This is a genomic window from Desulfocastanea catecholica (assembly GCF_054657295.1).
Genome location: NZ_BAAHYZ010000017.1, coordinates 80,059 through 100,044, shown reverse-complemented (window position 1 = coordinate 100,044; position 19,986 = coordinate 80,059). Strand labels below are relative to the sequence as shown.

The following is a 19,986-nucleotide window of genomic DNA, read 5'->3' as shown; positions in this document are numbered from 1 at the left end:
ACAGACGGAACTGACTGCATTAATCGGCCTGGGAGTCGCCATTATCCTCTTTGAAGGCGGCATGGATCTCAAGCTGAGCGAATTCCGCCGCGTTGGTCAGGGCGTTGGGCGGCTGACCATTCTCGGGCCGCCGTTAGCCTGGGTTTTCGGCGCGCTGGCCGCGCACTACGCTGCCGGGCTGGGCTGGCCTGTCGCCTGGGTGCTGGGCGCGATCCTGGTGGTGACAGGACCGACCGTTATTCTGCCTATGCTGCGCCAGGCCCGTCTTAACAAGGAATCGGCGTCTCTGTTGAAATGGGAAGGTATCGTCAACGATCCGCTGGGTGTTCTGCTGGCGGTGCTTACTTTCGAGTATTTTTCCTCCACCGCCAGCGGCTGGACACAGGGCCTGATCGGGCTCGGAGCGGCAATCGGTGCGGCTGCAGTGTTTGGCGGGATGGGAGGTTGGCTCACCGGCTGGCTCTATCGACGTGGCGCGGTTCCTCCTCATCTCAAGGCCCCGATGCTCATGGTGCTGGTGCTGGCTGTGTACTGGCTGAGCAACTTCATTCAGCACGAGGCCGGTCTGTTGGCCGTCACGTTGATGGGGCTGGTCATCGGCAACATGAAACTGGTCGAGCGCGAGCCCCTGCATTACTTCAAAGAAAATCTGACCGTTGTTCTTTTGTCGATGTTATTTATTGTCATCCCGGCGCAGCTCAAGGTCAGCCAGCTTGAATTCTTGAACTGGCGTACAGCGGTATTCGTGCTGACCGTCCTGCTGCTTGTGCGTCCACTGACCATCGCCTTGGCCACTCTGGGTGCGCCTATGCGTGGGAAAGACAAGCTGCTTTTGGCGTGGATTGCTCCGCGCGGCATTGTCGCCGCCGCCACGGCGGGAATTTTCGGTCCGGAACTGGTGGCTGCTGGATATCATGACGCCGAGGCGTTACTGCCTATAGTGTTTCTGATCATTATCGTCACCGTGCTGGTGCATGGACTGACCCTGGGGCCGCTGGCACGGAAAATGGCACTGGCCGCAAGGGAAGAAAACGGCCTGTTGATTGTCGGCGCTTCTCCCTGGACGCAGGCCCTGGCGCACACTCTGAAAAATCTTGACGTTGACGTTGTGGTAGCTGACGGATCGTATCATCGCCTTAAACCGATCCGCATGGACGGCATCAAGGTGTATTACGGTGAGATTCTCTCTGAACATGCCGGTAATGAGCTCGATGATGAGCATCTGAGCTTTTTACTGTGTGCCACCGACAATGATTACTATAACGCTCTGGTCTGCAAGGCACGGGGACATGAATTTGGCCACCATCGCACATTCCAGCTGGCACCTTACCATGAATCGAAGCAGGAGCAAAAACGCCTGGCTTTGCAGCAGCGCGGCTATTTCGCCTTTGATCCGCCGACTGATTTTCACACCTTACAGGGGCGGCTCAGCTCAGGCTGGGCAGTACAGACATCCAGCCTGAGCAAGGATTTTGATCTCGATCGTCTGGAAAGCTCTCTTGATAAGCTGAGCGATGACTGGTTGCTGCTTGGCAGCGTGTCTCCCCAGGGCGAGCTGCAGCTTTATTCAAATGAACAGCCCTTCAAGGCCGCCGCCGGTTGGACCTTGCTCTATTTTGCGCCGGAGGACGAAAACAACAATCGTGCCGATGGCGCCGAGGTCGAAGGTGCCGTGGCAGACCAGGGATAAACAGGTTGAAAAATGGAATATGGTTTGTACGCTGCCTTGCAGTGCCTGAGTTACCTACTTGACTTTTTCGACACCTAACACAATTTTTATTATTAAGTCGCCACTGCTTTCCAGTTTATCGGCATTTTTTTTCTGAAGGTGTAAAAATTACAAAGGAGAGATACTATGAGCATGAAAGAGGCCTACGAGAAGAAGTTACAATCTCAGCTGGACCAGTGGAATGCGGAAATCGACAAGCTTAAAGCCAAGGCAGATGCGGCAGAAGCAGATGCGCAGCTTAAATATTACAAACAGATTGAAGAGCTGCGGTCGATGCAGGCAGCAGCCAATGAAAAGCTCGACCAGCTGAAAGAGGCGGGAGATGACGGCTGGGAAGATCTTAAGGCCGGTATCGACAACGCCTGGGATTCACTCAGTGGCGCTATTAAATCCGCTGCTTCTCGTTTTAAGTGATTTGCGGGAAGCCCGGCCGCAATCGGGTAATCAGTAGATAAGCTGTCAAGAAAAAGGATGTCACCATGGATTTATTTCGAATACTCATCGCGATTCTCCTGCCGCCGCTTGGGGTTTTTCTGCAGGTTGGCCTAGGCGGCGCCTTCTGGCTGAATATTCTCTTGACGCTCTTGGGTTACATTCCTGGAATCGTTCATGCTGTCTGGATCATTGCCAAACGCTGACAGCACGATGGCGATATTTGACCTGAAAGCCCCCTGGAAGTGCTATGCGTCTTATTGCTCTGCTTGCCCGCGAGATTTTTTGCGGATTTGCTTGATCCCGCCGCGCACAATATCAGCGCAGGGGAGTTGCTGCGGCGGATAACAGCTGCAGAATCAAAGCCTTGGGTCAATCGAACCGGGCCCGCCGCAGTCCGGAGTGTAGCAGGAGACATCTTTAAAAAGACATTTTTCGTTGCAGCTTGGGCAAATTTCCGGGGGCGCCTGCATTTGCACGGTATTGCCGCATTTACCGCATTTCCAGAAGGGTTCGGTGCTTTTTGTCTGGGATGTAGTTTGCTTTTCATTCATACTCTTTTCCTTTTCTTTGATGTTGGCTTCGTCAGCGTTCCAATCCAGCATATCGACAATATCATTTATGCAAAATCAGCCAGGTGACCAAAGCCCTTCAACACCTGATATTGTCATGATATTGTCATGATATGGTCATATTGTTCAATAATAGGAATCGACTCCATAATAGTCAATTGTGGCGATTGGTTGCGATTGGAGTCGAACTGCGATAACTATGCAATATTCCGAGCATGACTCTTGATTCCGAGCCGGTTTTATGGTCTGTATGGATGTTTTCAATCCCCAATTCAATTCCCCCCGCCTGAGGAGTTTCGATGAGCGAAGTATGGATGGCAATGGGCCTGACCCTTTTTGCCGGCATGGCGACCGGTATAGGCAGCATGATCGCCTTTACCATAAAAACCACCAATTATCGCTTTCTCTCCGTCGCCACCGGTTTTTCGGCGGGCGTGATGCTCTATGTCTCCTTTGTGGAAATTTTGGTCAAGGGGGGCGATTCGCTGAGCGCACAATACGGCGACTATTGGGGGAACTGGATCAATGCGGCCTCGTTTTTTAGCGGCATGCTGCTGATTGGTCTGATAGATAACCTGATCCCCTCCGCTGAAAACCCTCATGAAGTGCATGGCAAAGAGGAAATGAGGCTCCTTCAGGACCCTACCGCGCCGTTGCCTGATTTTGGTGCCATCCCGGTCAAAGCCGACCCGTCGTCCAGTTCTGCGGAACTGGATGGCGTAGCCCACAAACGCAAATTGATGCGCATGGGTCTGTTTGCCGCCGTGGCGATTACCATCCACAATTTTCCGGAAGGCCTGGCGACCTTTCTTGCCGCTCTTGAGGATCCGATGCTCGGGGTAGCCATCGCCGTGGCGATCGCCCTGCACAACATTCCTGAAGGAATAAGCGTCTCGGTACCGATCTACTACGCCACCGGTAACCGGAAAAAGGCCTTTTTCTATTCGCTGTCCAGCGGCCTTGCCGAGCCCTTTGGCGCCGGTATCGGCTATCTGGCCATTATCCTCTTTTTTGGCGGTGATAATGGGGCGATTCCTCCCCAGGTGATGGGTATTCTTTTTGGCGGGGTGGCCGGCATCATGGTCTATATCAGTCTTGATGAACTGCTGCCGACGAGCAGGGCTTACGGCAGGGGGCACGACAGTCTGTTCGGCCTGGTCGGAGGCATGGGAGTGATGGCCCTCAGTCTGCTGCTGATGCAGTAGCGGCAAACCACCGGCCGTGGCCCGCCGCGAATCATCGACAATTTTCATAAAAACTCTTCATAAGCAAAGGAAAATATTGATCTCTCAGAAATAGAGCCCTTGGCAACACCAGTTTAATATTTATTAGTAAGCGTTATTAGAAAGCTTTGTTCGCCGCCGCCAAGCACTAAAGGATATACAGAACATGGTAAACGGGAATGCTTTTGTCGAAATCGCCGCTATTTTGGCTTTGGTTGTCCTGACGACAGTGGGGGCGTCTGTTGGCGGGGAGGGCGCGGGATATCTCTCGTTTCTGATGATCGGCGCAAAGGGTGTGGGAATGCTGGGCGCGGTTGCCCTGCTGATGAAATATGTCATTCCGTACCTGACCCAGCGTCTCGCGCATTCGCTGGAACTGTTGACGCTATTCGCAATCGCATGGGCGGTTCTGCTCGGAGCGGGCGGTGAGCTGTTGGGGTTCAGTAAGGAGGTCGGCGCATTTCTCGCCGGTGTTTCACTGGCGTCAACTGCCTTCAGGGATTCGATTGGCGCACGGCTAGTAGGCCTGCGCGATTTTCTCCTGCTGTTTTTCTTCATCGATCTCGGCTCACGATTGGATTTGTCCATGGTGGGCGCGCAATTGGGTGCATCGCTTGTTTTTTCCATCTTTGTGCTCGTCGGCAACCCGCTCATTGTTCTGGCCATCATGGGAGGCATGGGATATCGCCGTCGGACCAGTTTTCTCGCCGGTCTGACGGTGGCCCAAATCAGTGAGTTTTCACTTATTGTCGCGGCTCTGGGGCTGAGTATCGGCCACATTACCAAAGAAACAATGGGGCTGATCACCCTCGTGGGAGTGGTGACTATCTTTCTGTCCACCTACATGATTCTCTATTCCTTCCCGCTTTATCGTCTTCTCTCCTCTCCCTTGAAGATTTTCGAAAGGCGTAACCCTTACCGGGAGGCGGCCATAGACACCTTTGCGGAAACGGCGGCGGTCGACGTAATTTTGGTGGGCTTGGGTAACTATGGCAGCGGGCTGATGGAACACCTGCTGCGGCGGAAAAATGCCATCTTGGGGATCGACTTCGACCCCGGCACGTTGGAGAAGTGGCGCAAGAAGGGTGTTCCGGTTCTTTACGCGGATATGGCTGACCCGGACATGCATGAGCAATTGCCACTGAAAAAGGCGCGATGGGTTATCAGCGCCGTTCGTTCCAAAGAGATGAATCTGGCACTTATTTATAATCTCAAGAAGGATGGTTATACTGGCAAGGTGGCCTTGACGGCGACAAACAGCCAGGAAGCTGTTGCCTTCGAAAAAGCCGGGGCACATTTGGTATTTCGGCCATTTCAGGATGCAACGGAACAGGCGGCCGACGCCTTGACGTATGCCATGGACTTCCTGCCGGAGAGTGTTGATTGGCCTGTGTCATTTCTCGAGCTGCGTATCCGATCGGATGCTTCGGCCGCTGGGCAGACCATACAAGAACTTCCGTTATCGGCGTTAGGAATATCTATTCTGGCAGTCAGCCGGGGAGGACGCATCTTTCACGAGCCGAAGCCGGACTTCAGGATTTTCCCAGCAGATCGGGTACTCCTTATGGGGCATCCGGATGGCTTGAAGGAGGCTGAAAATATACTCAATCAGCTTGAGGAGCAGAAAGACGCAGCAGGCACAGACCGCTTTGAAATCGCCGAAATCAAGGTGTCGGAGAACGCCGACTTTGCGGGCAAGTCTTTGGCCGAGCTTCATTTTCGGCAAAAGTTCGGCGCGACCCTGGTCGGCATTCGCAGAGGCCCGGATCAGATCACGACGATCAACCCCGCTGAACGCTTGCTTGTCGGGGATTGTCTGATCGTTATCGGCAAGTCGAGCGTTATCGAAGAGCTTAAGAACCTAGCCCCTGTTTAGCAGCTCGAATGTCTCTTAACAGATACACTACAAGGTGATCCATGAAACGTTTCAAAAACATACTCTACGTCAACGAACCATCCGCACCCCAGGAATCGACGATTGCGCGTGCGGTCTCGCTGGCGGAAAACAATCAGGCCGATCTGACAATTGTTGATGTAATCCCGACGCAGGTCGTCACCGCCGGTATCGGTCTGCCGCTGGGAGGCCGGATATCCAGCGAGTTGCGAGCCATCGTTGAATCCGATCGTCGCCAGGTATTGGAATCCATGGTGTCATCCTGCAGAGAACGCCTGCAAATCCGTCTGGAAGTATTGGTTGGCAAGACCTACCTTGAGGCGATCCGAGCTGTATTGAAAAATGGCTATGATCTGCTTGTCAAACCAGCGGAAAATCCGACATGGACAAACAGGCTGTTCGGCAGTGACGACCTGCATCTTCTCCGAAAATGTCCCTGTCCGGTCTGGCTCATGAAGGCAACTGAGAAATCGAACTATAACAGCATTCTAGCGGCTGTCGATTTCGATCTTCTGAATCCCTCCCCTGCAGAGCACGAACTTAATCGAGAGATTTTGGAGCTGGCCGCCTCACTGGCGCTTTCCGACGTTGCGTCCCTGCACATTGTTCACGCCTGGGAAGCCCTTGCAGAGGGAAAGATAGTGTCAAGGGGCGGCATGTCGATGGAAGGCGTGACCAATTACGTTGGCAGAGAGCAGGCGAGCCACAGAAAGGAACTTTACAGGCTGGCCGAGGAACTGCGAGGATGGATCGGCAAAGATGCCTATGATTCTCTTTCGCCTGCCTTTCACATGCCTAAAGGACCGGCCAAAAAAGAGGTCACGTCGTTGGCGGCGGAGTTGCGAGCGGATCTTGTCATCATGGGGACGGTTGCCCGCACGGGCATATCAGGACTGATCATCGGCAATACCGCAGAAGCCATTCTTGACCAGCTTACCTGTTCGGTGCTTGCCATAAAGCCTCCTGGTTTTATTACACCGGTGAAATTGGATGAATGATACTTTTTCATATTATCTATAAGTAATTTGTTTTATTTGTTCTTCTTTAGATCTTCCGCAATATAGCGCCTGATATAGCGCTGACCGTTGTGCGCGGAATTGGCAACCCAGACGATGAGAAAAAGTGTCAGACTGAGGGTCACGGGTAAGGCCTTCGGCAGCAGCAAGGCCACCGGCAGGAAGAGAACCAGTCCCACGACGATATATTTCAGAGCACGTTTTTTTATCTGTCCGATGACCTCCATCGCCGCCTGCGGCGTGTCGATGTGACTGTTACGCAAATTGTCGCGCATCGATTCATAACCGGTCTGGTGACGATGTGCCAACCGGCCAAAAGGATCATTCAAATTCATTGCAAACCTCTGTGAAAAAATAAACTCCTGCAACCTCTACAGTCAATCAGTTCGGCCCCAAGGTAACATGACTATGGGAAAAATCAACGAAGACCAGACATCAGTGCGGTAATGTCCCTTTATTCCCGGCAAAATATAGTGTACAAAATTGAGAGGGTTCGCCAGCCTCACCCGGTCCTGGTGGGGGATCCACGGCATAATCACTGGTGACCAGTTGAATTATGTTGCCGCGTAAAATGGCTTCGGTGTATATTGACGTTTACGGAAAATGCTGCTGCTTGTTTCGTCATGGCTCGTCAGGGAGAGAGCAGATAGAATTTCTTGCCGTACAATACGGTATGAAAGCAATGCTGGTTTTTACGGACAATAATTTTCTTTGTTGCAAGTGCATCGTTTTTTAGTGAGAGGACAACAGGGTAGCTCATCCATAATTCTTTACCAGAAGGAGCATACATGAAGACCAAGCGTATCGATCCGACTCCAGAGGCCTATTCCTATCCATTGCTTATCAAAAATCTGCTTCTCACCCCTTTGAGCTATTATCCGGACCAGAAGATTATTTACCGCGATCAGCAGGAATTTACCTACACGCAGTTCGGCAGAAGGGTTGCCCAACTTGCCCACGCCCTCACTGCTCTGGGTGTCAAGGCCGGGGATACCGTGGCGGTGATGGACTGGGATTCACATCGTTACCTCGAATGCTATTTTGCCGTGCCGATGATCGGCGCCGTGCTGCACACGGTGAATATCCGCTTATCAAGTGAACAACTGCTCTATACCATCAATCATGCCGAAGACGATGTCCTGCTGACAAACACGGAATTTTTGCCGATGCTGGAGCCTATCCAGGATAAACTGCTGACGGTCAAGAAAATAGTCGTCCTGGCCGATGCAAAAGAAGAATATGCGACCAGCCTGGATATCGCTCAGGAATATGAGGCCATGCTCGAAAGCCAGCCGCAGGCCTATGATTTTCCGGATTTTGACGAGAACACTATTGCCACAACCTTTTATACCACCGGGACCACCGGTATGCCCAAAGGGGTGTTCTTTAGTCACCGGCAGCTGGTATTGCATACCTACGGGGTGCTGGCTGCCGTCTGCGGTTTTGTGTCCCCGACTCGATTGTCCTCTGACGATGTCTATATGCCGATGACGCCGATGTTCCATGTCCATGCCTGGGGAATGCCCTACCTCATGACTGTGCTTGGCGCCAAGCAGATATATCCGGGGAAATACGACCCGGCGACACTGCTGCGACTAGTTTCCGAGCATAAAGTGAGCTTTTCCCATTGTGTGCCGACCATCCTGCACATGCTGCTCTCCCACCCGGCAGCGGCAGGGTATGATCTGACCGGCTGGAAGGTTATCATCGGCGGTTCCGCCCTGTCAAAGGGGCTGTGTAAGCAGGCACTGGGGCATGGAATCAATGTTTTCACCGGTTACGGCATGTCGGAAACCTGCCCGATACTCACCTTGGCAAACTTCAAGCCGCATATGCTGCAATGGTCGGAAGACGAGCAGATAAAGATCCGTTGCCGTACCGGGCTGCCCATCAATAACGTTGCGTTGAAATTGCTGGATCCCGAGGGAAAAGAGGTTCCCTACGATGGAAAATCAACCGGGGAGGTGGTGGTGCGGGCGCCTTGGCTGACCCAGGGCTATTTTAAAGATGAAGAAAAAAGCAAGGAACTCTGGGCGGGCGGCTGGCTGCATACCGGCGATATCGGTTACATGGACGAAGAAGGGTACCTGCAGATTACCGATCGCCTCAAAGATGTCATCAAGACCGGCGGAGAATGGATCTCCTCCCTGGAGTTGGAAGATATCATCAGCCAGCATCCGCTGGTCAGTGAGGTGGCGGTCATCGGCGTAAGGGACGCCAAGTGGGGGGAACGACCGATGGCCCTGGTGGTGCCGAAGCAGGGGGCGGAAACAGTGCTCACGGAAGATGATATCAGGGCGGCGATCCAGGTCTTTATCGATAAAGGCGTTCTGCCTAAATATGCCATGCCGGAAACAGTCAATCTGGTGGAACAGATAGCTAAAACCAGTGTCGGCAAGATGAACAAGAAGCAGATGCGCCAGGATTACGGCAGCAATTGATGGCGTTGCAAAAAGGCATCAAATGAAATGGCCGGGCTGCAAACAGGCCCGGCCATTTTGTATGATTTTATCGGTAATCAAAAGTTGAAAACTTTTGCCTCTGCTGCCATGTCGATGAGGTGCGGCCCGCCATCAAGCGCCATATTGCTGTGAAAATTCGCCTCATCAAGGTTTCTGTTTTTGGCGCAGGGCGTACACACTCCGGTGGTAACTTCCTTTTCCACCAGATACGGCAGGTAGTCGTTGACGCAGTCGCCGGTCGTTGTCTTCAGCGAACCGTCCCGCCCCTTAATGGCCCAGTCAACGCCGCTGTCGATCAGGAATATATTGACCTTGTGGTTTTTAGAGTGGGCGATTTTTGCAAATTGAAAGCAACGGGTTGCTTTTTCGTTATCATTTGACTGCAATACAAAGAGAAAATTTGCCATGGTAACCTCGTTTGGATGATTTAAAAAGAGCGCAATGAAACCTGTTCCCATACGTTAGCAATAACAAAAGCATCATACCGCAAAAGTTGATAATATTAAACCCTTATCGGCAGCGTATCTGCTCATTATACCTGGAATATTTTATTATTACCTTGTGGTATCAATGGAGTCTTCTCACCACCATTTTATCAAGAATCAACTCTCTGCATTGGTATGTATTTTCCTTGCAATCGTTTTGCGAACGTTCTACGCACACAAGAAAATGCTGTCCAAAATCTCTTTGGCGAGTAGAATAGCCCACTCGTATTCACTCTGGTCATAACCAGGTATGCAGTGCAACAGGCTGTCGGCGTGTCCCGGAGCAGTGCCTGAAAAATATCTTTTTGCTCGTTTCTGCAGCACACGCGCTGCTCGCCCTGAGGAGTTCGTAGCCTATTATTTCCTTGATAATTTCTTATTTCCGAATTAATTGAGGTGACAAAAGAACGCGGCGTCATAGTGAAAAAGCGGTTGGCGTGGTGTTTTACAACAATGAATGATCGATGATTACCAGCGTGTACCCGGACCTGTAGCCATGAATGAAAAGCAAATATTTGAGCACCTCCTGAAAGTGATTGAGCAGTATCATACATCTCAGAGGATGGGGAAATTTCTTGATTATCGCAGCCCCGCGGAATTGGGCCGGATCCTCGACCTGGAACGACCGGGAGAGACCCAGGACTGGCAGGAGATTTTTCACTGGGTCGATACATATCTCGCCTACTCGCCGAAGACCAATCACGCAGCATTTGTCAATCGGATGTGGGTGGGGGCCAATCTCCCGTCGATAGTCGGGGAAATTGTTGTCGCAATATCGAATGCTTCTGCTTGTACCTTTGAATCGGCTCCGGTTTCGACCCTGCTCGAAAAATATATGATTGGCCAGATGCTGCAGCTGGTCGGCTTTACCAAGGGTGAAGGGCAGATGACCACCGGCTCGAGTAACGCCAACATGATTGCCATGATGGCGGCGAGAAACCTCTGCAATGATTCGGTAAAACAGGCCGGACTCTTCGGCCAGAAGAAACTGTTTGCCTTTGTTGGTGCCGATGCCCATTATTCGATGGATAAGGCGGCAAATATTCTCGGCATAGGGACCGATCAGCTCATTAAGGTGCCGTTGAACCCGCTGGGGGCCATGGAGCCCGACCAGCTGGCCCAGGCCATTGACAGGGTTCTGGTCAATGGCGGCCTGCCGTTTTTTGTTTCGGCAACGGCGGGTACGACGGTACGCGGGGCCTATGATCCTCTACCACCGCTGCTGAAACTTCGGGATACCTATCATTTCTGGCTGCACGTCGACGGTGCATGGGGAGGGGCTGCCGCCCTCAGTCCACGGCTCAAGGAAAAATACCTGTCCGGCCTTTCCGAGGCGGACTCTTTTACCTGTGACTTTCATAAGATGCTGGGTTCCTCGCTGATGTGCAATATTCTCTTGATAAATAAGCGAACCTCGACCCTGGGGCCGGTCCTCAGTGCCGGTGACGGGAGTTATCTGTTTCGCGATGAACACACCACTGAAATCGAAGATCTCGGGGCTGTTTCCCTGCAGTGCGGACGACGGGTCGACAGCCTGAAATGGTTCCTCGACTGGAAATTCTTTGGCCGGGAAGGCCTGGCGAGCAGGGTGGAGAAATACCTTGAGCTCTGCCAATACGCCGAAAACTGGGTTGAGCGCAGCCCATACCTGGAGATGGTGGTTCCCCGGACATCTTTTAATGTCTGCTTTCGTTTCAAGGTTGCAAAAGAACAGAGCAATGCGTTTAATCTTGCCCTTCGCAACCGGCTTTATCATGAGGGAACGAGTCTCGTCGGTGTCGCGTATATTGACGGCCGGTTGGTGATGCGTTTATTGATTTCCAATCCTGCTGCCGAACAGGCAGATGTCGACTCTTTTTTCAATAACTTGGTCGAAACCGGGAAGGCCATGCTTGAGGGGAAATAAATGCTTCCGATCTTACCTATGCAGAAAGTTGGTTAAAAAGGACGATTCGCACAATCCATTTTTTGTTTAAGAGCATCAAATAGAGCGCTTCATGAAAAAAACATTTCAGGAACAGTTGCTGCAGTTGGGGCTGGTCGATAAAAAGAAGGCCGGGCAAGTTAAAAAAGAGCAGCATCACAACAAAAAGCAGAACGCCAAGGCCGGAAAAAATGTGGTGGTGGTTGATGAGAACGCATTGCTTGCGCAACAGATCGAGGAGAAAAAGAAGGCTCGGGCCCGGAAACTGAATTTACAGCGGGAGGCCAAGCTGCAAGCACGAGCTGAAGATGCCCAGGTGAAGCAGCTTGTCGAGCAGCATCGGCTGGACAAGGATGACCACGGCATTGCCTATCGTTTTACGGTGAGCGGTAAGATTCAGCGTATTTTCGTTGCCCGGGCTACCGCCGATCAACTGAGCGACGGTCGTCTTGGCATAGTCGGTATTGCCGGCCAGTATGAAGTGGTCCCCAGGGCTACACTTGAAAAAATTAAGTCGATCAGCGATCGGGTCTTTGTCAATATCGTCGCCGCATCGTCAGAGGCAGCCATAGATCCCGACGATCCGTATGCCGGGTACGAGGTGCCTGATGACCTGGTGTGGTAATATTTCCTTCGCTTAGCGGCTGGTAACTAAAGCCCGCAGACTGAGCTGTATCGACTGTGGCTTTGCCTCGATGTCGGCAACTGTGCTGTTAAAGGTGATCGTTTTCGAGCCGGCCCTGGCTATGAGCGGCTCCAGATCTTGTATTGCTACCGGGAACTCCTGGTCATTCAACAGTGCTACCAGTATTTGACCTATATCGGCACCGGAAGCGGCACCACTGGTGGTGACGTCTTTTACCATTGGTTTGATATAAAGCACCTGTTGCCTGGCATCAAAGCGAATAGCCGCGTCGGTTTTGAAATCTATTTCTACCGTTCCCACCTTCAGTCGTATTTCATGTCCGGCAATTTCGGTAAGTAATACCAGGTTCGTCCCTGCGAGATGGAGACGACAGGCAAGATGGTCGTCGGTCAGCTGCAGCTCGCTGATGTTGATGATGCGGAGATCTCCCTCAATGGATTCTGAGTGGGCGTCAATGCGCAGGGGGAGGATGGCGGCAGTTGCTTCGGCGATAACGGTTTCCGGCAGAGTAAGGGTAATGAAATCCTCTGCCGCAGCCGGACGGGACAAGGTAGCTGCAGTGAGCAGAGTGATGCAGTACAAAACAAAATTTCTCAAAGCAATATTTTTTCGCATTATTCTCTTCTTATGGGGTGGTTTTTGGTCGAGGTTGTCGGACAGTGAATTTCGCTAGTAATAACGACTGCGGCGGGAAAGTGCAAGCCATAAAAGAGCCATGAAACAAAATGGGGATTATGCTATTGAACAGGTAACAGACGAATCTTATTGTAAAAAAGAATGAATGATGTCAAGGTGCCGTATGAAGGATTGCCTCTCTTGCCCCGAGGTTCTCCCTGGTAAAGGACATTCGCAGAGAGGTTTTCTGCTGCGCATGCGCAACTCGCCTTCTCACCCCTCTACTTGCCATGGAACCGACACTTACCGTAAGCGCAGACTGTCTTCTCACCGGCATAGATTTCGAACTGGAAAAGGAACTGAAAGGCAGGCTGACCATTGACAACCCGCAGTATATTGCCGCCAAGAAATATAGCCGCTGGATAGGCAAAAAACTCAAACCCCAGTTGAAATACTATGATCCCGTCCCCGGAGGACTGCGGTTTCCCCGTGGCTTTTCCAACCGGGCGGTGCTTTTCTGTCGGCAATTCACCGGCAAAAATCCGGTAATAATCGATCAGAGACGGCTGCTGCCGGAGATTGACCTTGTCTTTGGCGGGGCCTTGCGACCTTATCAGCAGCAGGCGGTTGCCTCGGCGGAAAAAAAATCCTTTGGCGTGATCGAGGCCGGTACCGGCAGTGGTAAAACCGTCATGGCCCTGGCCCTCATCGCCAGGCGGCGGCAGCCGACCTTTGTCGTGGTGCATACCAAAGAGCTGTTGTACCAGTGGCAGGAGCGTGCCCGGCAGTTTCTCGGGGTGGAGCCGGGACTGGTCGGGGATGGCAAGTTTGTTCTGGCACCGCTTACCATCGGCATTGTCAACAGTGCCCGCAAGCGTGTCACAGAGCTTGTGCCGCATTTCGGCCAGCTGATTGTCGATGAATGTCACCGGGTGCCGGCGCATCTCTTTACCGACGTCGTCTCCCAATTTGACTGCCATTACCTGCTCGGGCTTTCGGCAACCGCCTATCGCAGCGATAACGAATTAACGAAGTTGATCTATTTTTACATGGGCGACCGGCTGCACCAGGTCGATCAGGACGAGCTGAAGGCAACCGGGGCAATTCTGGCGCCTCAGGTTATCCGCACCGCCACTTCTTTTTCGTACGGGTATCGCGGCGATTACCAGGCCCTGATCAAGGCCCTGGTGCATCATGAGGGGAGGAATATGCAGATTTTAGGCGATATCCTTCGCGTTGTCCGGGAGACGGACAACGGAACCGTCCTGGTGGTCTCCGACCGGGTAAATCATTGCCGATTTTTTGCCGAAAAATTGCAGCAAAAAGGCGTTGGTGTACAGCTGCTCCATGGCCAGCTTACCCCGGAAAACAGGCAGGACATTGTCGCGGCGGTGCAGGCGGGGGAGGTGGAGGTGCTGGTCGCGACCCTGCAGCTGATCAGCGAAGGATTTGACTGCCCGGGTCTGGCCACGCTCTTTCTGACCACGCCTATTAGTTTTGAGGGACGGCTGCTTCAGGTTATCGGTCGGATAATGCGTCCGGCCAAAAATAAACGCCCCCGGGTCTTTGACTATATCGATGAAAATGTACCGACCTTGCTCCGTTCGGCGCGGGCCCGCAGTGTTGTTTTATCGCAACTTTAATGGCTTATGCGAAAATCATGGTTATTGTTCCTTCTGGTTGTCACCCTTGCTTTTAAATCAACAGTCGGGTATGCTATAGATTTTTCAACTTGGGAATTGTGTAGTACAGGCACTGCTCAGTTGGAGCGAGTGCTTTTTTTGTTTATATAATCAAGCAGTTATTTTTCATCGTTTGGAGTGGAAGGATAAAGCTGCAGTACTTGGAGGCCTTACAGGCACAAGATGGAACAGAGTAAAATTCGTAACGTGGCCATTATCGCTCATGTTGATCATGGCAAAACAACGCTGGTCGATCAGCTTTTCAAACAATCCGGAATGTTCCGTGACAACCAGGAGGTGTCCGAGCGGTTAATGGACTCCAGTGATCTGGAACGTGAGCGCGGCATCACCATCACTGCTAAAAACGGTTCCTATAATTTTAAGGATTACTGGATCAACATTATCGATACCCCCGGACATGCCGATTTCGGCGGTCAGGTGGAACGCGTCCTGCGCATGGCCGATGGCGCACTGCTGCTCGTTGATGCCCAGGAAGGCCCGATGCCCCAAACCTATTTTGTCTTGAAGAAGGCCCTGGAAAACAAGCTGCCGGTCATCGTCGTCATCAATAAGATCGACAAGCCGGCTGCCCGGTGCGAGTGGGTCGTCGATCAGGTCTTTGACCTCTTCGTCAAACTCAATGCCCCCGATGATGTGCTCGATTTTCCCGTGGTCTATGCCTCGGCGAAAAACGGCTATTCCCTGCTCGACCCGGAAGATCCGGTGGATAACGGCGGCAGCATGGTGCATATTTCCCAGATGATTGTCGACCATACCCCGGCGCCGACCGGCTCAAGCGACGAGTCGCTGCAGATGCAGGTCGGTACCATCGATTATTCGCCGTATCTGGGCAGGCTTGGTATCGGCAAAGTGGTCAACGGCACCATGCGCCTGAATCAGCCGATCGTCGTCGCCCGCCGGGACGGTACTATCAAACCGGTGCGGATCTCAAAAATTTTCCGCTTTGAATGTGATGCGAAAATTGCCGTCGAATCGGCCGGGGTCGGCGAAATTGTCGCGGTCGCCGGTATGGAGGATGTCACCGTCGGGGTAACCTTTACCGATCCGGAGAATCCACGTCCCTTGCCGCTGGTCACCATCGATCCGCCGACCATCTCGATGAATTTCATCCCCAACGATTCCCCTTTTGCCGGTAAAGAGGGCAAGTTTGTCACCTCCCGGCATATTAATGACCGCCTGCAGCGGGAAATTCTTTCCGATGTTGCCCTGCAGTGTGAACCGTTGGAAGATGCCGTCGGTTTCAAGGTCTCCGGTCGCGGGGAACTGCACCTGTCCATCCTCATCGAAAAAATGAGACGGGAAGGCTATGAATTTCAAGTGACTCGCCCCCAGGTTATCCTCAGGGAAAAAGACGGTAAAGTTCTAGAACCATACGAAAAACTCACCGTCGATGTCGACGAGCTCTATCAGGGCCCGGTAATAGAAAAACTTGGTAAACAAAAAGGTCAGCTCGAGGAAATGAACAGTGCCAACGGCATGGTGCGGATGGTGTTCAATATCCCCACCCGCGGGCTTTTGGGTTACCGTTCGCAGTTCATGACCGACACGAAAGGCATGGGCATGATGTCCTATGTCTTTTCCGAATACGGCCCCTACGCCGGGGATATCATCAATCGGGTAAGCGGGGTCCTTTTGGTCAAGGAACCTTGCACAGCGGTGGCATTTGCCTTATTTAATTTGCAGGAGCGCGGCAAACTGTTCATCCATCCGGGCGCGCCTCTGTACCCGGGGCAGATCATCGGCGAACACAGCCGGTCGACCGATCTGGTGGTTAATCCGGCCAAAGGCAAGAAGCTGACGAACATGCGCGCCTCCGGTACCGATGATGCGGTTATCTTGACACCACCGGTGACCATGTCGCTGGAAGAATGTATTGCCTATATTAATGATGACGAACTCGTCGAGGTGACGCCGGCCTCGATCCGTCTGCGCAAGAGGCCGGGCTCGAAAATAAGGGGGTAGCATCTGTATGAAACAAATACTGATTCTGGTCGGGGCCGGTATGATCGGCCTGGCCACCTTTGGTTTTATTGCCAGGAAGTACGGCAGTAACTGCACGCCATGAATGATGATTTACGGATCCATAGGTATGGGTCTTTTCACCTACTGGCTGTTGCGGACGGTGTTGTAGGATGGGCCGTTCAGGGCGGAGAAAATTCCGCCCTGAACGGCTTTGTTATTTTTTGTTCTTGAAATAATCCTCTAGAATCCGGGCATGATCGAAGGCCAGGGGCGGGAGAGTCTCTTGGCTAAAGAGCTCCACCCGGGCGGCATCGTCTCCGGCCCTGGGCGAGCCGTCGGAGGTGCCGATAAAAACGGTCGAGGCGGTATGGCCGCGCGGATCCCGGTCCGGCTCGGAGTAGGTGTGAAACTGGCGAAGCCCCGTGACTTTCAGGCTGGTTTCCTCTTTCGCTTCGCGCAGGGCCGCTGTTTCATAGGACTCGCCGTAGTCGACAAAACCTCCGGGCAGTGCCCAGCCATAGGGCGGATTCTTTCGCTCAATGAGGACGATCTGCTCGCCGATTTCAATAATGATATCGACCGTCGGGGTCGGATTCCTGTGACTTTCTATTTCGGCCTTGCAGTGGGGGCATTGCATGGTTCAGTTTTTCCTCTCCTGGTTTTTATTCCGACACGAGAGCCCGTATCTCCTGCCAGTCGGCAACCATCTGCAGACTGTGCCGGTTTCTGTTCCAGGGCTGGGTGAAAACAAAGGGGGTGATGTTTTCCTGGACCAGCTGTTTGCAGGTCTCGGCCCGGTCGTCGATGAAATATTTCAGCTTATGCTCATGGATGTGGCGAACTTTGTCGTCATGGTCACCGGTGGCGACAACTTTGATGTTCTCCCGGGCAGTGCGGCTGAGGTAGCGGTCAAGCCAGTCAAAGACCGGATTGTGCAGCGGGCGGGCGGTGATGATGTTTACCCGGGAGGTTAAGGTGAACTGTTCAAGGCATTCCACTGCACCGGCCATCGGCAGTACGCCGGTGGTGAGCGAGTCGGTGAGGATGTCGGTAAAAATCTTTTCCACCACTTCGCCGGGAATATTCAGACAATTTTCCAGTTCAAAATTGGTTATATCTTCTTTAGTGAACGAGCAGTAACCGTATTCAGAACAGGCCAGGCGGATAAATGCGGTGGCGGTGTCGGCGATAACCCCGTCAAAATCAAAGCCTATCTCCTGCACCGGGATAGCCGGGATGATCGCCTGCTGGGGAAGTACAGAGGGATTATCGAACATAGCCGGCTTCCATTTCTTTTATCTGCGCCGAGAGAAGACTGTTTTCCGGCGTATCGATGCCGAGTTTTTTCCCGAGCACAACAAGAGCACCATTGATGGCATCGATTTCCGTGCGTCGCTTGTTTGTCACATCCTGCAGCATCGAAGAGATATTTTTCGCCGTCTTCAAACAGACCAGGCGGGTGGCCTGATGCGGCTCGTCGATAATGGGAATGTTTTTCTTTCCGGCAATGTGTATCGCTTCGTCAATTGCCGCCTCCATGCGTCTGTCGATCCCCGGCAGAGACAGCAGTTCCCCGTTTTTGCAGCCAAGAATCGCCGTCAGGGCGTTGATGCCGACATTGATAAACAATTTCGCCCAGAGTCTGGCGAGGATATTGTCGGTCAGATGGACCTGCAGGCCGCCGGCGGACAGGATATCGTGGGTCGTCTGCAGCAATCCTGTTGCCTGTGCATCAGGAGTATCCAGAAACCCAAGATAGGTTGTGCCGCTGCCGGCGTGCCTGACCTCGCCGGTGCCCAGCAGGGTTGCTCCCTCGGTGGTCGTGCCGAATGCCGCTTTGGCTTCGCCGAGATGCTCCTGCAGGTCCAGGTGGCTGATACCATTCTGCATGAAAATAAGCAGCACCCGTTTCGACAACAGCGGTCTGCAGAATTCCAGGCTGCTGAGGACATCGTAGGACTTGACACAGAGGAGAACAATATCGACGGGGGCGACCAGCTGCGGATCGGCGACGGCGGTGACGGGAAACCGCACCAGCCGGTCTTCCAGGTGATAGCCAATGCCCGTCCTGCTCAGTCGCTCGGCCCGATCAGCGTTGTGATCAAGAACAGTCAGTCGGTCGTTGTCGGTCATTCCGTGTAAGACAACGGAACCGAGCAGACAACCAAGTGCCCCTGGACCAACGAGTAGAAAGTGCATTTCCCGCCTTTTCCCCTGTTTCTCTTTTGTGGTTTATGCTGCGTTATTTGATGACGGCGGCGTCTTCAACGATGGCGGCGTATTTGTACCCCGCGCCAAAATCTTTTTCGGCAGCCAGGATTCCCTCAATGGTGATGATACTGTCTACGGCAACAGTTTCTCCGGTAGTAACCACCAAATCATGGCTGTTCTGCATCGGGTCACCGGTGCCATCCTGCAGATGTACCCAGTTTTTGCCCATGATCATCGGACTGAACTTGACCACCTTGCCATGTACCTGCACTTTTTTACCGGCCAGTTCCTTTGCCTTGGTAAATATTTCTTCGACGGTATAGCCGTTCTCTGCCGTGGCTTTTTCTATGGAAATTTCTTCAAGCGGGGCAATCGCTCCGGCACTGCCGGCGGAGAGTGCCATTGCCGCATCGGGTATGGCGGTTGATTTCTCCGCCTTGATGGCGGCGGAAAAAGAATCGTCCGCTGCTGTCTGTCCGGCCGGGTGTGCTTTTTCATCTGCCAATCCTGGACTAAAAACAACGGCGTCAAAGGTTCGATCAAGGGTTTTGCTGGTAAAATTTTCCATGACCATGCCGTCGTAGTAGCTGACGGTAGCGCCTTTTTCAACGGTGGTTGCCGGAACTGCCACCCAGGTTTTCCGGTCGCCGCTGTCAATGAGCATATAGGTATATCCGGAGGCGTTCATTGTTTCCAGAATGGTTCCGGTCATTGTTTCGGTAATAGCTGGGGCACCGGATGGGGATTCTGCTTTCGGCATCGCCATACCCTGTTGGGGCTGGAAGAAGAGAGTGAAAGAAAACAGTACGCTGAGTATCGGCAAGACAAGTTTACGATGCATCAAAAAACTCCTTTATAGAAATAGTCGAATTGCTGTGGTCGCTATAATCCGACAGCCTCCTGGGCTGACGAACGAACATATTAGTCATTTTCAATGAGAAAGGCAATATGCTCGAGCGGGGCCCGTGTCCATATTGCATAGGCCGCTTCGGTGAGATGTACCCCCATCTTCCTGAAAATCGGTTGATCCGTATCGCTCAATCGTTTTACTTTAAGGGAGGAAAACGCATTGTACATCTGTCTATACCCCCGGTAAACGGGAAATAAACTGC

The 19,986-nt window shown here is 52.6% G+C and carries 20 protein-coding genes; 12 read left to right on the top strand and 8 right to left on the bottom strand.

The annotated features are described in order from the left end of the window. The 7 genes from ACYQ8U_RS15680 to ACYQ8U_RS15650 form a co-directional block, all read left to right on the top strand. Positions 1-1,690 (top strand): cation:proton antiporter (locus tag ACYQ8U_RS15680; protein WP_459946498.1); only part of this gene is annotated, 1,690 nt, incomplete at its 5' end. Between the two features lie 165 nt (positions 1,691-1,855). Then, positions 1,856-2,143: a sll1863 family stress response protein gene (locus tag ACYQ8U_RS15675; RefSeq protein ID WP_459946497.1), complete on the top strand. Its 288-nt coding sequence runs from the start codon at positions 1,856-1,858 to the stop codon at positions 2,141-2,143. Positions 2,144-2,208: 65 nt separating this feature from the next. Beyond that, positions 2,209-2,367, top strand: coding sequence for a YqaE/Pmp3 family membrane protein (locus ACYQ8U_RS15670; RefSeq protein WP_459946496.1), 159 nt, complete (start codon positions 2,209-2,211; stop codon positions 2,365-2,367). An 87-nt stretch (positions 2,368-2,454) separates the two neighbouring features. Continuing rightward, on the top strand, positions 2,455-2,802 hold the full coding sequence (locus ACYQ8U_RS15665; RefSeq protein ID WP_459946495.1) for a hypothetical protein: 348 nt from the start codon (positions 2,455-2,457) through the stop codon (positions 2,800-2,802). 230 nt (positions 2,803-3,032) lie between these two features. After that, a complete protein-coding gene (gene zupT / locus ACYQ8U_RS15660; protein ID WP_459946494.1) occupies positions 3,033-3,938 on the top strand; it encodes a zinc transporter ZupT in 906 nt (301 codons plus the stop codon). Positions 3,939-4,122: 184 nt separating this feature from the next. Then, a complete protein-coding gene (locus tag ACYQ8U_RS15655) occupies positions 4,123-5,832 on the top strand; it encodes a TrkA C-terminal domain-containing protein (protein WP_459946493.1) in 1,710 nt (569 codons plus the stop codon). Positions 5,833-5,873: 41 nt separating this feature from the next. Continuing rightward, entirely contained in the window at positions 5,874-6,848 is a 975-nt protein-coding gene (locus tag ACYQ8U_RS15650; protein ID WP_459946492.1) for a universal stress protein, read from the top strand. 32 nt (positions 6,849-6,880) lie between these two features. Here the strand turns inward: ACYQ8U_RS15650 and ACYQ8U_RS15645 are convergent, their stop codons facing one another. Next, on the bottom strand, positions 6,881-7,201 hold the full coding sequence (locus ACYQ8U_RS15645) for a hypothetical protein (protein ID WP_459946491.1): 321 nt from the start codon (positions 7,199-7,201) through the stop codon (positions 6,881-6,883). Positions 7,202-7,654: 453 nt separating this feature from the next. Between ACYQ8U_RS15645 and ACYQ8U_RS15640 the strand changes: the two genes are divergently transcribed. Beyond that, positions 7,655-9,307 (top strand): fatty acid--CoA ligase, encoded by a 1,653-nt coding sequence (locus ACYQ8U_RS15640; RefSeq protein WP_459946490.1) that lies wholly within the window; start codon positions 7,655-7,657, stop codon positions 9,305-9,307. A 77-nt stretch (positions 9,308-9,384) separates the two neighbouring features. Here the strand turns inward: ACYQ8U_RS15640 and ACYQ8U_RS15635 are convergent, their stop codons facing one another. Continuing rightward, the gene (locus tag ACYQ8U_RS15635; RefSeq protein ID WP_459946489.1) at positions 9,385-9,735 is read right to left on the bottom strand and encodes a DsrE family protein; all 351 of its coding nucleotides are present in this window, start codon (positions 9,733-9,735) and stop codon (positions 9,385-9,387) included. Positions 9,736-10,309: 574 nt separating this feature from the next. Here ACYQ8U_RS15635 and ACYQ8U_RS15630 point away from each other — a divergent pair. Continuing rightward, positions 10,310-11,719: a pyridoxal phosphate-dependent decarboxylase family protein gene (locus tag ACYQ8U_RS15630; RefSeq protein WP_459946488.1), complete on the top strand. Its 1,410-nt coding sequence runs from the start codon at positions 10,310-10,312 to the stop codon at positions 11,717-11,719. 91 nt (positions 11,720-11,810) lie between these two features. After that, entirely contained in the window at positions 11,811-12,362 is a 552-nt protein-coding gene (locus tag ACYQ8U_RS15625; RefSeq protein ID WP_459946487.1) for a DUF2058 domain-containing protein, read from the top strand. 12 nt (positions 12,363-12,374) lie between these two features. Here ACYQ8U_RS15625 and ACYQ8U_RS15620 read toward each other — a convergent pair whose 3' ends face one another. Continuing rightward, a complete protein-coding gene (locus tag ACYQ8U_RS15620) occupies positions 12,375-12,998 on the bottom strand; it encodes a hypothetical protein (RefSeq protein ID WP_459946486.1) in 624 nt (207 codons plus the stop codon). Between the two features lie 290 nt (positions 12,999-13,288). Between ACYQ8U_RS15620 and ACYQ8U_RS15615 the strand changes: the two genes are divergently transcribed. Beyond that, positions 13,289-14,641 carry a DEAD/DEAH box helicase gene (locus tag ACYQ8U_RS15615; protein ID WP_459946485.1) on the top strand — a complete coding sequence of 451 codons (1,353 nt, stop codon included), beginning with the start codon at positions 13,289-13,291 and terminating at the stop codon, positions 14,639-14,641. 222 nt (positions 14,642-14,863) lie between these two features. After that, positions 14,864-16,663, top strand: a complete 1,800-nt coding sequence (typA, locus tag ACYQ8U_RS15610; RefSeq protein WP_459946484.1) for a translational GTPase TypA — start codon at positions 14,864-14,866, stop codon at positions 16,661-16,663. 214 nt (positions 16,664-16,877) lie between these two features. On the opposite strand, the gene ACYQ8U_RS15605 is transcribed toward typA, so the two are convergent. The 5 genes from ACYQ8U_RS15605 to ACYQ8U_RS15585 all read right to left on the bottom strand — a co-directional run bounded on the left by ACYQ8U_RS15605 (position 16,878) and on the right by ACYQ8U_RS15585 (position 19,951). Further along, complete coding sequence (locus ACYQ8U_RS15605) at positions 16,878-17,300, bottom strand: NUDIX domain-containing protein (protein WP_459946483.1); 423 nt, start codon at positions 17,298-17,300, stop codon at positions 16,878-16,880. A gap of 25 nt (positions 17,301-17,325) precedes the next feature. Then, positions 17,326-17,940, bottom strand: coding sequence for a 5' nucleotidase, NT5C type (locus ACYQ8U_RS15600; RefSeq protein ID WP_459946482.1), 615 nt, complete (start codon positions 17,938-17,940; stop codon positions 17,326-17,328). Beyond that, positions 17,930-18,862: a ketopantoate reductase family protein gene (locus ACYQ8U_RS15595; RefSeq protein WP_459946481.1), complete on the bottom strand. Its 933-nt coding sequence runs from the start codon at positions 18,860-18,862 to the stop codon at positions 17,930-17,932. The genes ACYQ8U_RS15600 and ACYQ8U_RS15595 overlap by 11 nt, the downstream gene beginning before the upstream one ends. A gap of 43 nt (positions 18,863-18,905) precedes the next feature. After that, positions 18,906-19,715 (bottom strand): DNA-binding protein, encoded by an 810-nt coding sequence (locus ACYQ8U_RS15590; RefSeq protein WP_459946480.1) that lies wholly within the window; start codon positions 19,713-19,715, stop codon positions 18,906-18,908. Positions 19,716-19,795: 80 nt separating this feature from the next. Then, positions 19,796-19,951, bottom strand: a complete 156-nt coding sequence (locus tag ACYQ8U_RS15585) for a hypothetical protein (protein WP_459946479.1) — start codon at positions 19,949-19,951, stop codon at positions 19,796-19,798. Between the last annotated feature and the right edge of the window lie 35 nt (positions 19,952-19,986).

Coding starts and splice junctions, on each gene's coding strand:
- ACYQ8U_RS15595 (WP_459946481.1), bottom strand. CDS start 18,862: ATGCACTTTCTACTCGTTGGTCCAGGGGCACTTGGTTGTCTGCTCGGT.
- ACYQ8U_RS15675 (WP_459946497.1), top strand. CDS start 1,856: ATGAGCATGAAAGAGGCCTACGAGAAGAAGTTACAATCTCAGCTGGAC.
- ACYQ8U_RS15655 (WP_459946493.1), top strand. CDS start 4,123: ATGGTAAACGGGAATGCTTTTGTCGAAATCGCCGCTATTTTGGCTTTG.
- ACYQ8U_RS15630 (WP_459946488.1), top strand. CDS start 10,310: ATGAATGAAAAGCAAATATTTGAGCACCTCCTGAAAGTGATTGAGCAG.
- ACYQ8U_RS15585 (WP_459946479.1), bottom strand. CDS start 19,951: ATGTACAATGCGTTTTCCTCCCTTAAAGTAAAACGATTGAGCGATACG.
- ACYQ8U_RS15605 (WP_459946483.1), bottom strand. CDS start 17,300: ATGCAATGCCCCCACTGCAAGGCCGAAATAGAAAGTCACAGGAATCCG.
- ACYQ8U_RS15600 (WP_459946482.1), bottom strand. CDS start 17,940: ATGTTCGATAATCCCTCTGTACTTCCCCAGCAGGCGATCATCCCGGCT.
- zupT (WP_459946494.1), top strand. CDS start 3,033: ATGAGCGAAGTATGGATGGCAATGGGCCTGACCCTTTTTGCCGGCATG.
- ACYQ8U_RS15590 (WP_459946480.1), bottom strand. CDS start 19,715: ATGCATCGTAAACTTGTCTTGCCGATACTCAGCGTACTGTTTTCTTTC.
- ACYQ8U_RS15615 (WP_459946485.1), top strand. CDS start 13,289: ATGGAACCGACACTTACCGTAAGCGCAGACTGTCTTCTCACCGGCATA.
- ACYQ8U_RS15645 (WP_459946491.1), bottom strand. CDS start 7,201: ATGAATTTGAATGATCCTTTTGGCCGGTTGGCACATCGTCACCAGACC.
- ACYQ8U_RS15650 (WP_459946492.1), top strand. CDS start 5,874: ATGAAACGTTTCAAAAACATACTCTACGTCAACGAACCATCCGCACCC.
- typA (WP_459946484.1), top strand. CDS start 14,864: ATGGAACAGAGTAAAATTCGTAACGTGGCCATTATCGCTCATGTTGAT.
- ACYQ8U_RS15625 (WP_459946487.1), top strand. CDS start 11,811: ATGAAAAAAACATTTCAGGAACAGTTGCTGCAGTTGGGGCTGGTCGAT.
- ACYQ8U_RS15635 (WP_459946489.1), bottom strand. CDS start 9,735: ATGGCAAATTTTCTCTTTGTATTGCAGTCAAATGATAACGAAAAAGCA.
- ACYQ8U_RS15640 (WP_459946490.1), top strand. CDS start 7,655: ATGAAGACCAAGCGTATCGATCCGACTCCAGAGGCCTATTCCTATCCA.
- ACYQ8U_RS15670 (WP_459946496.1), top strand. CDS start 2,209: ATGGATTTATTTCGAATACTCATCGCGATTCTCCTGCCGCCGCTTGGG.
- ACYQ8U_RS15620 (WP_459946486.1), bottom strand. CDS start 12,998: ATGCGAAAAAATATTGCTTTGAGAAATTTTGTTTTGTACTGCATCACT.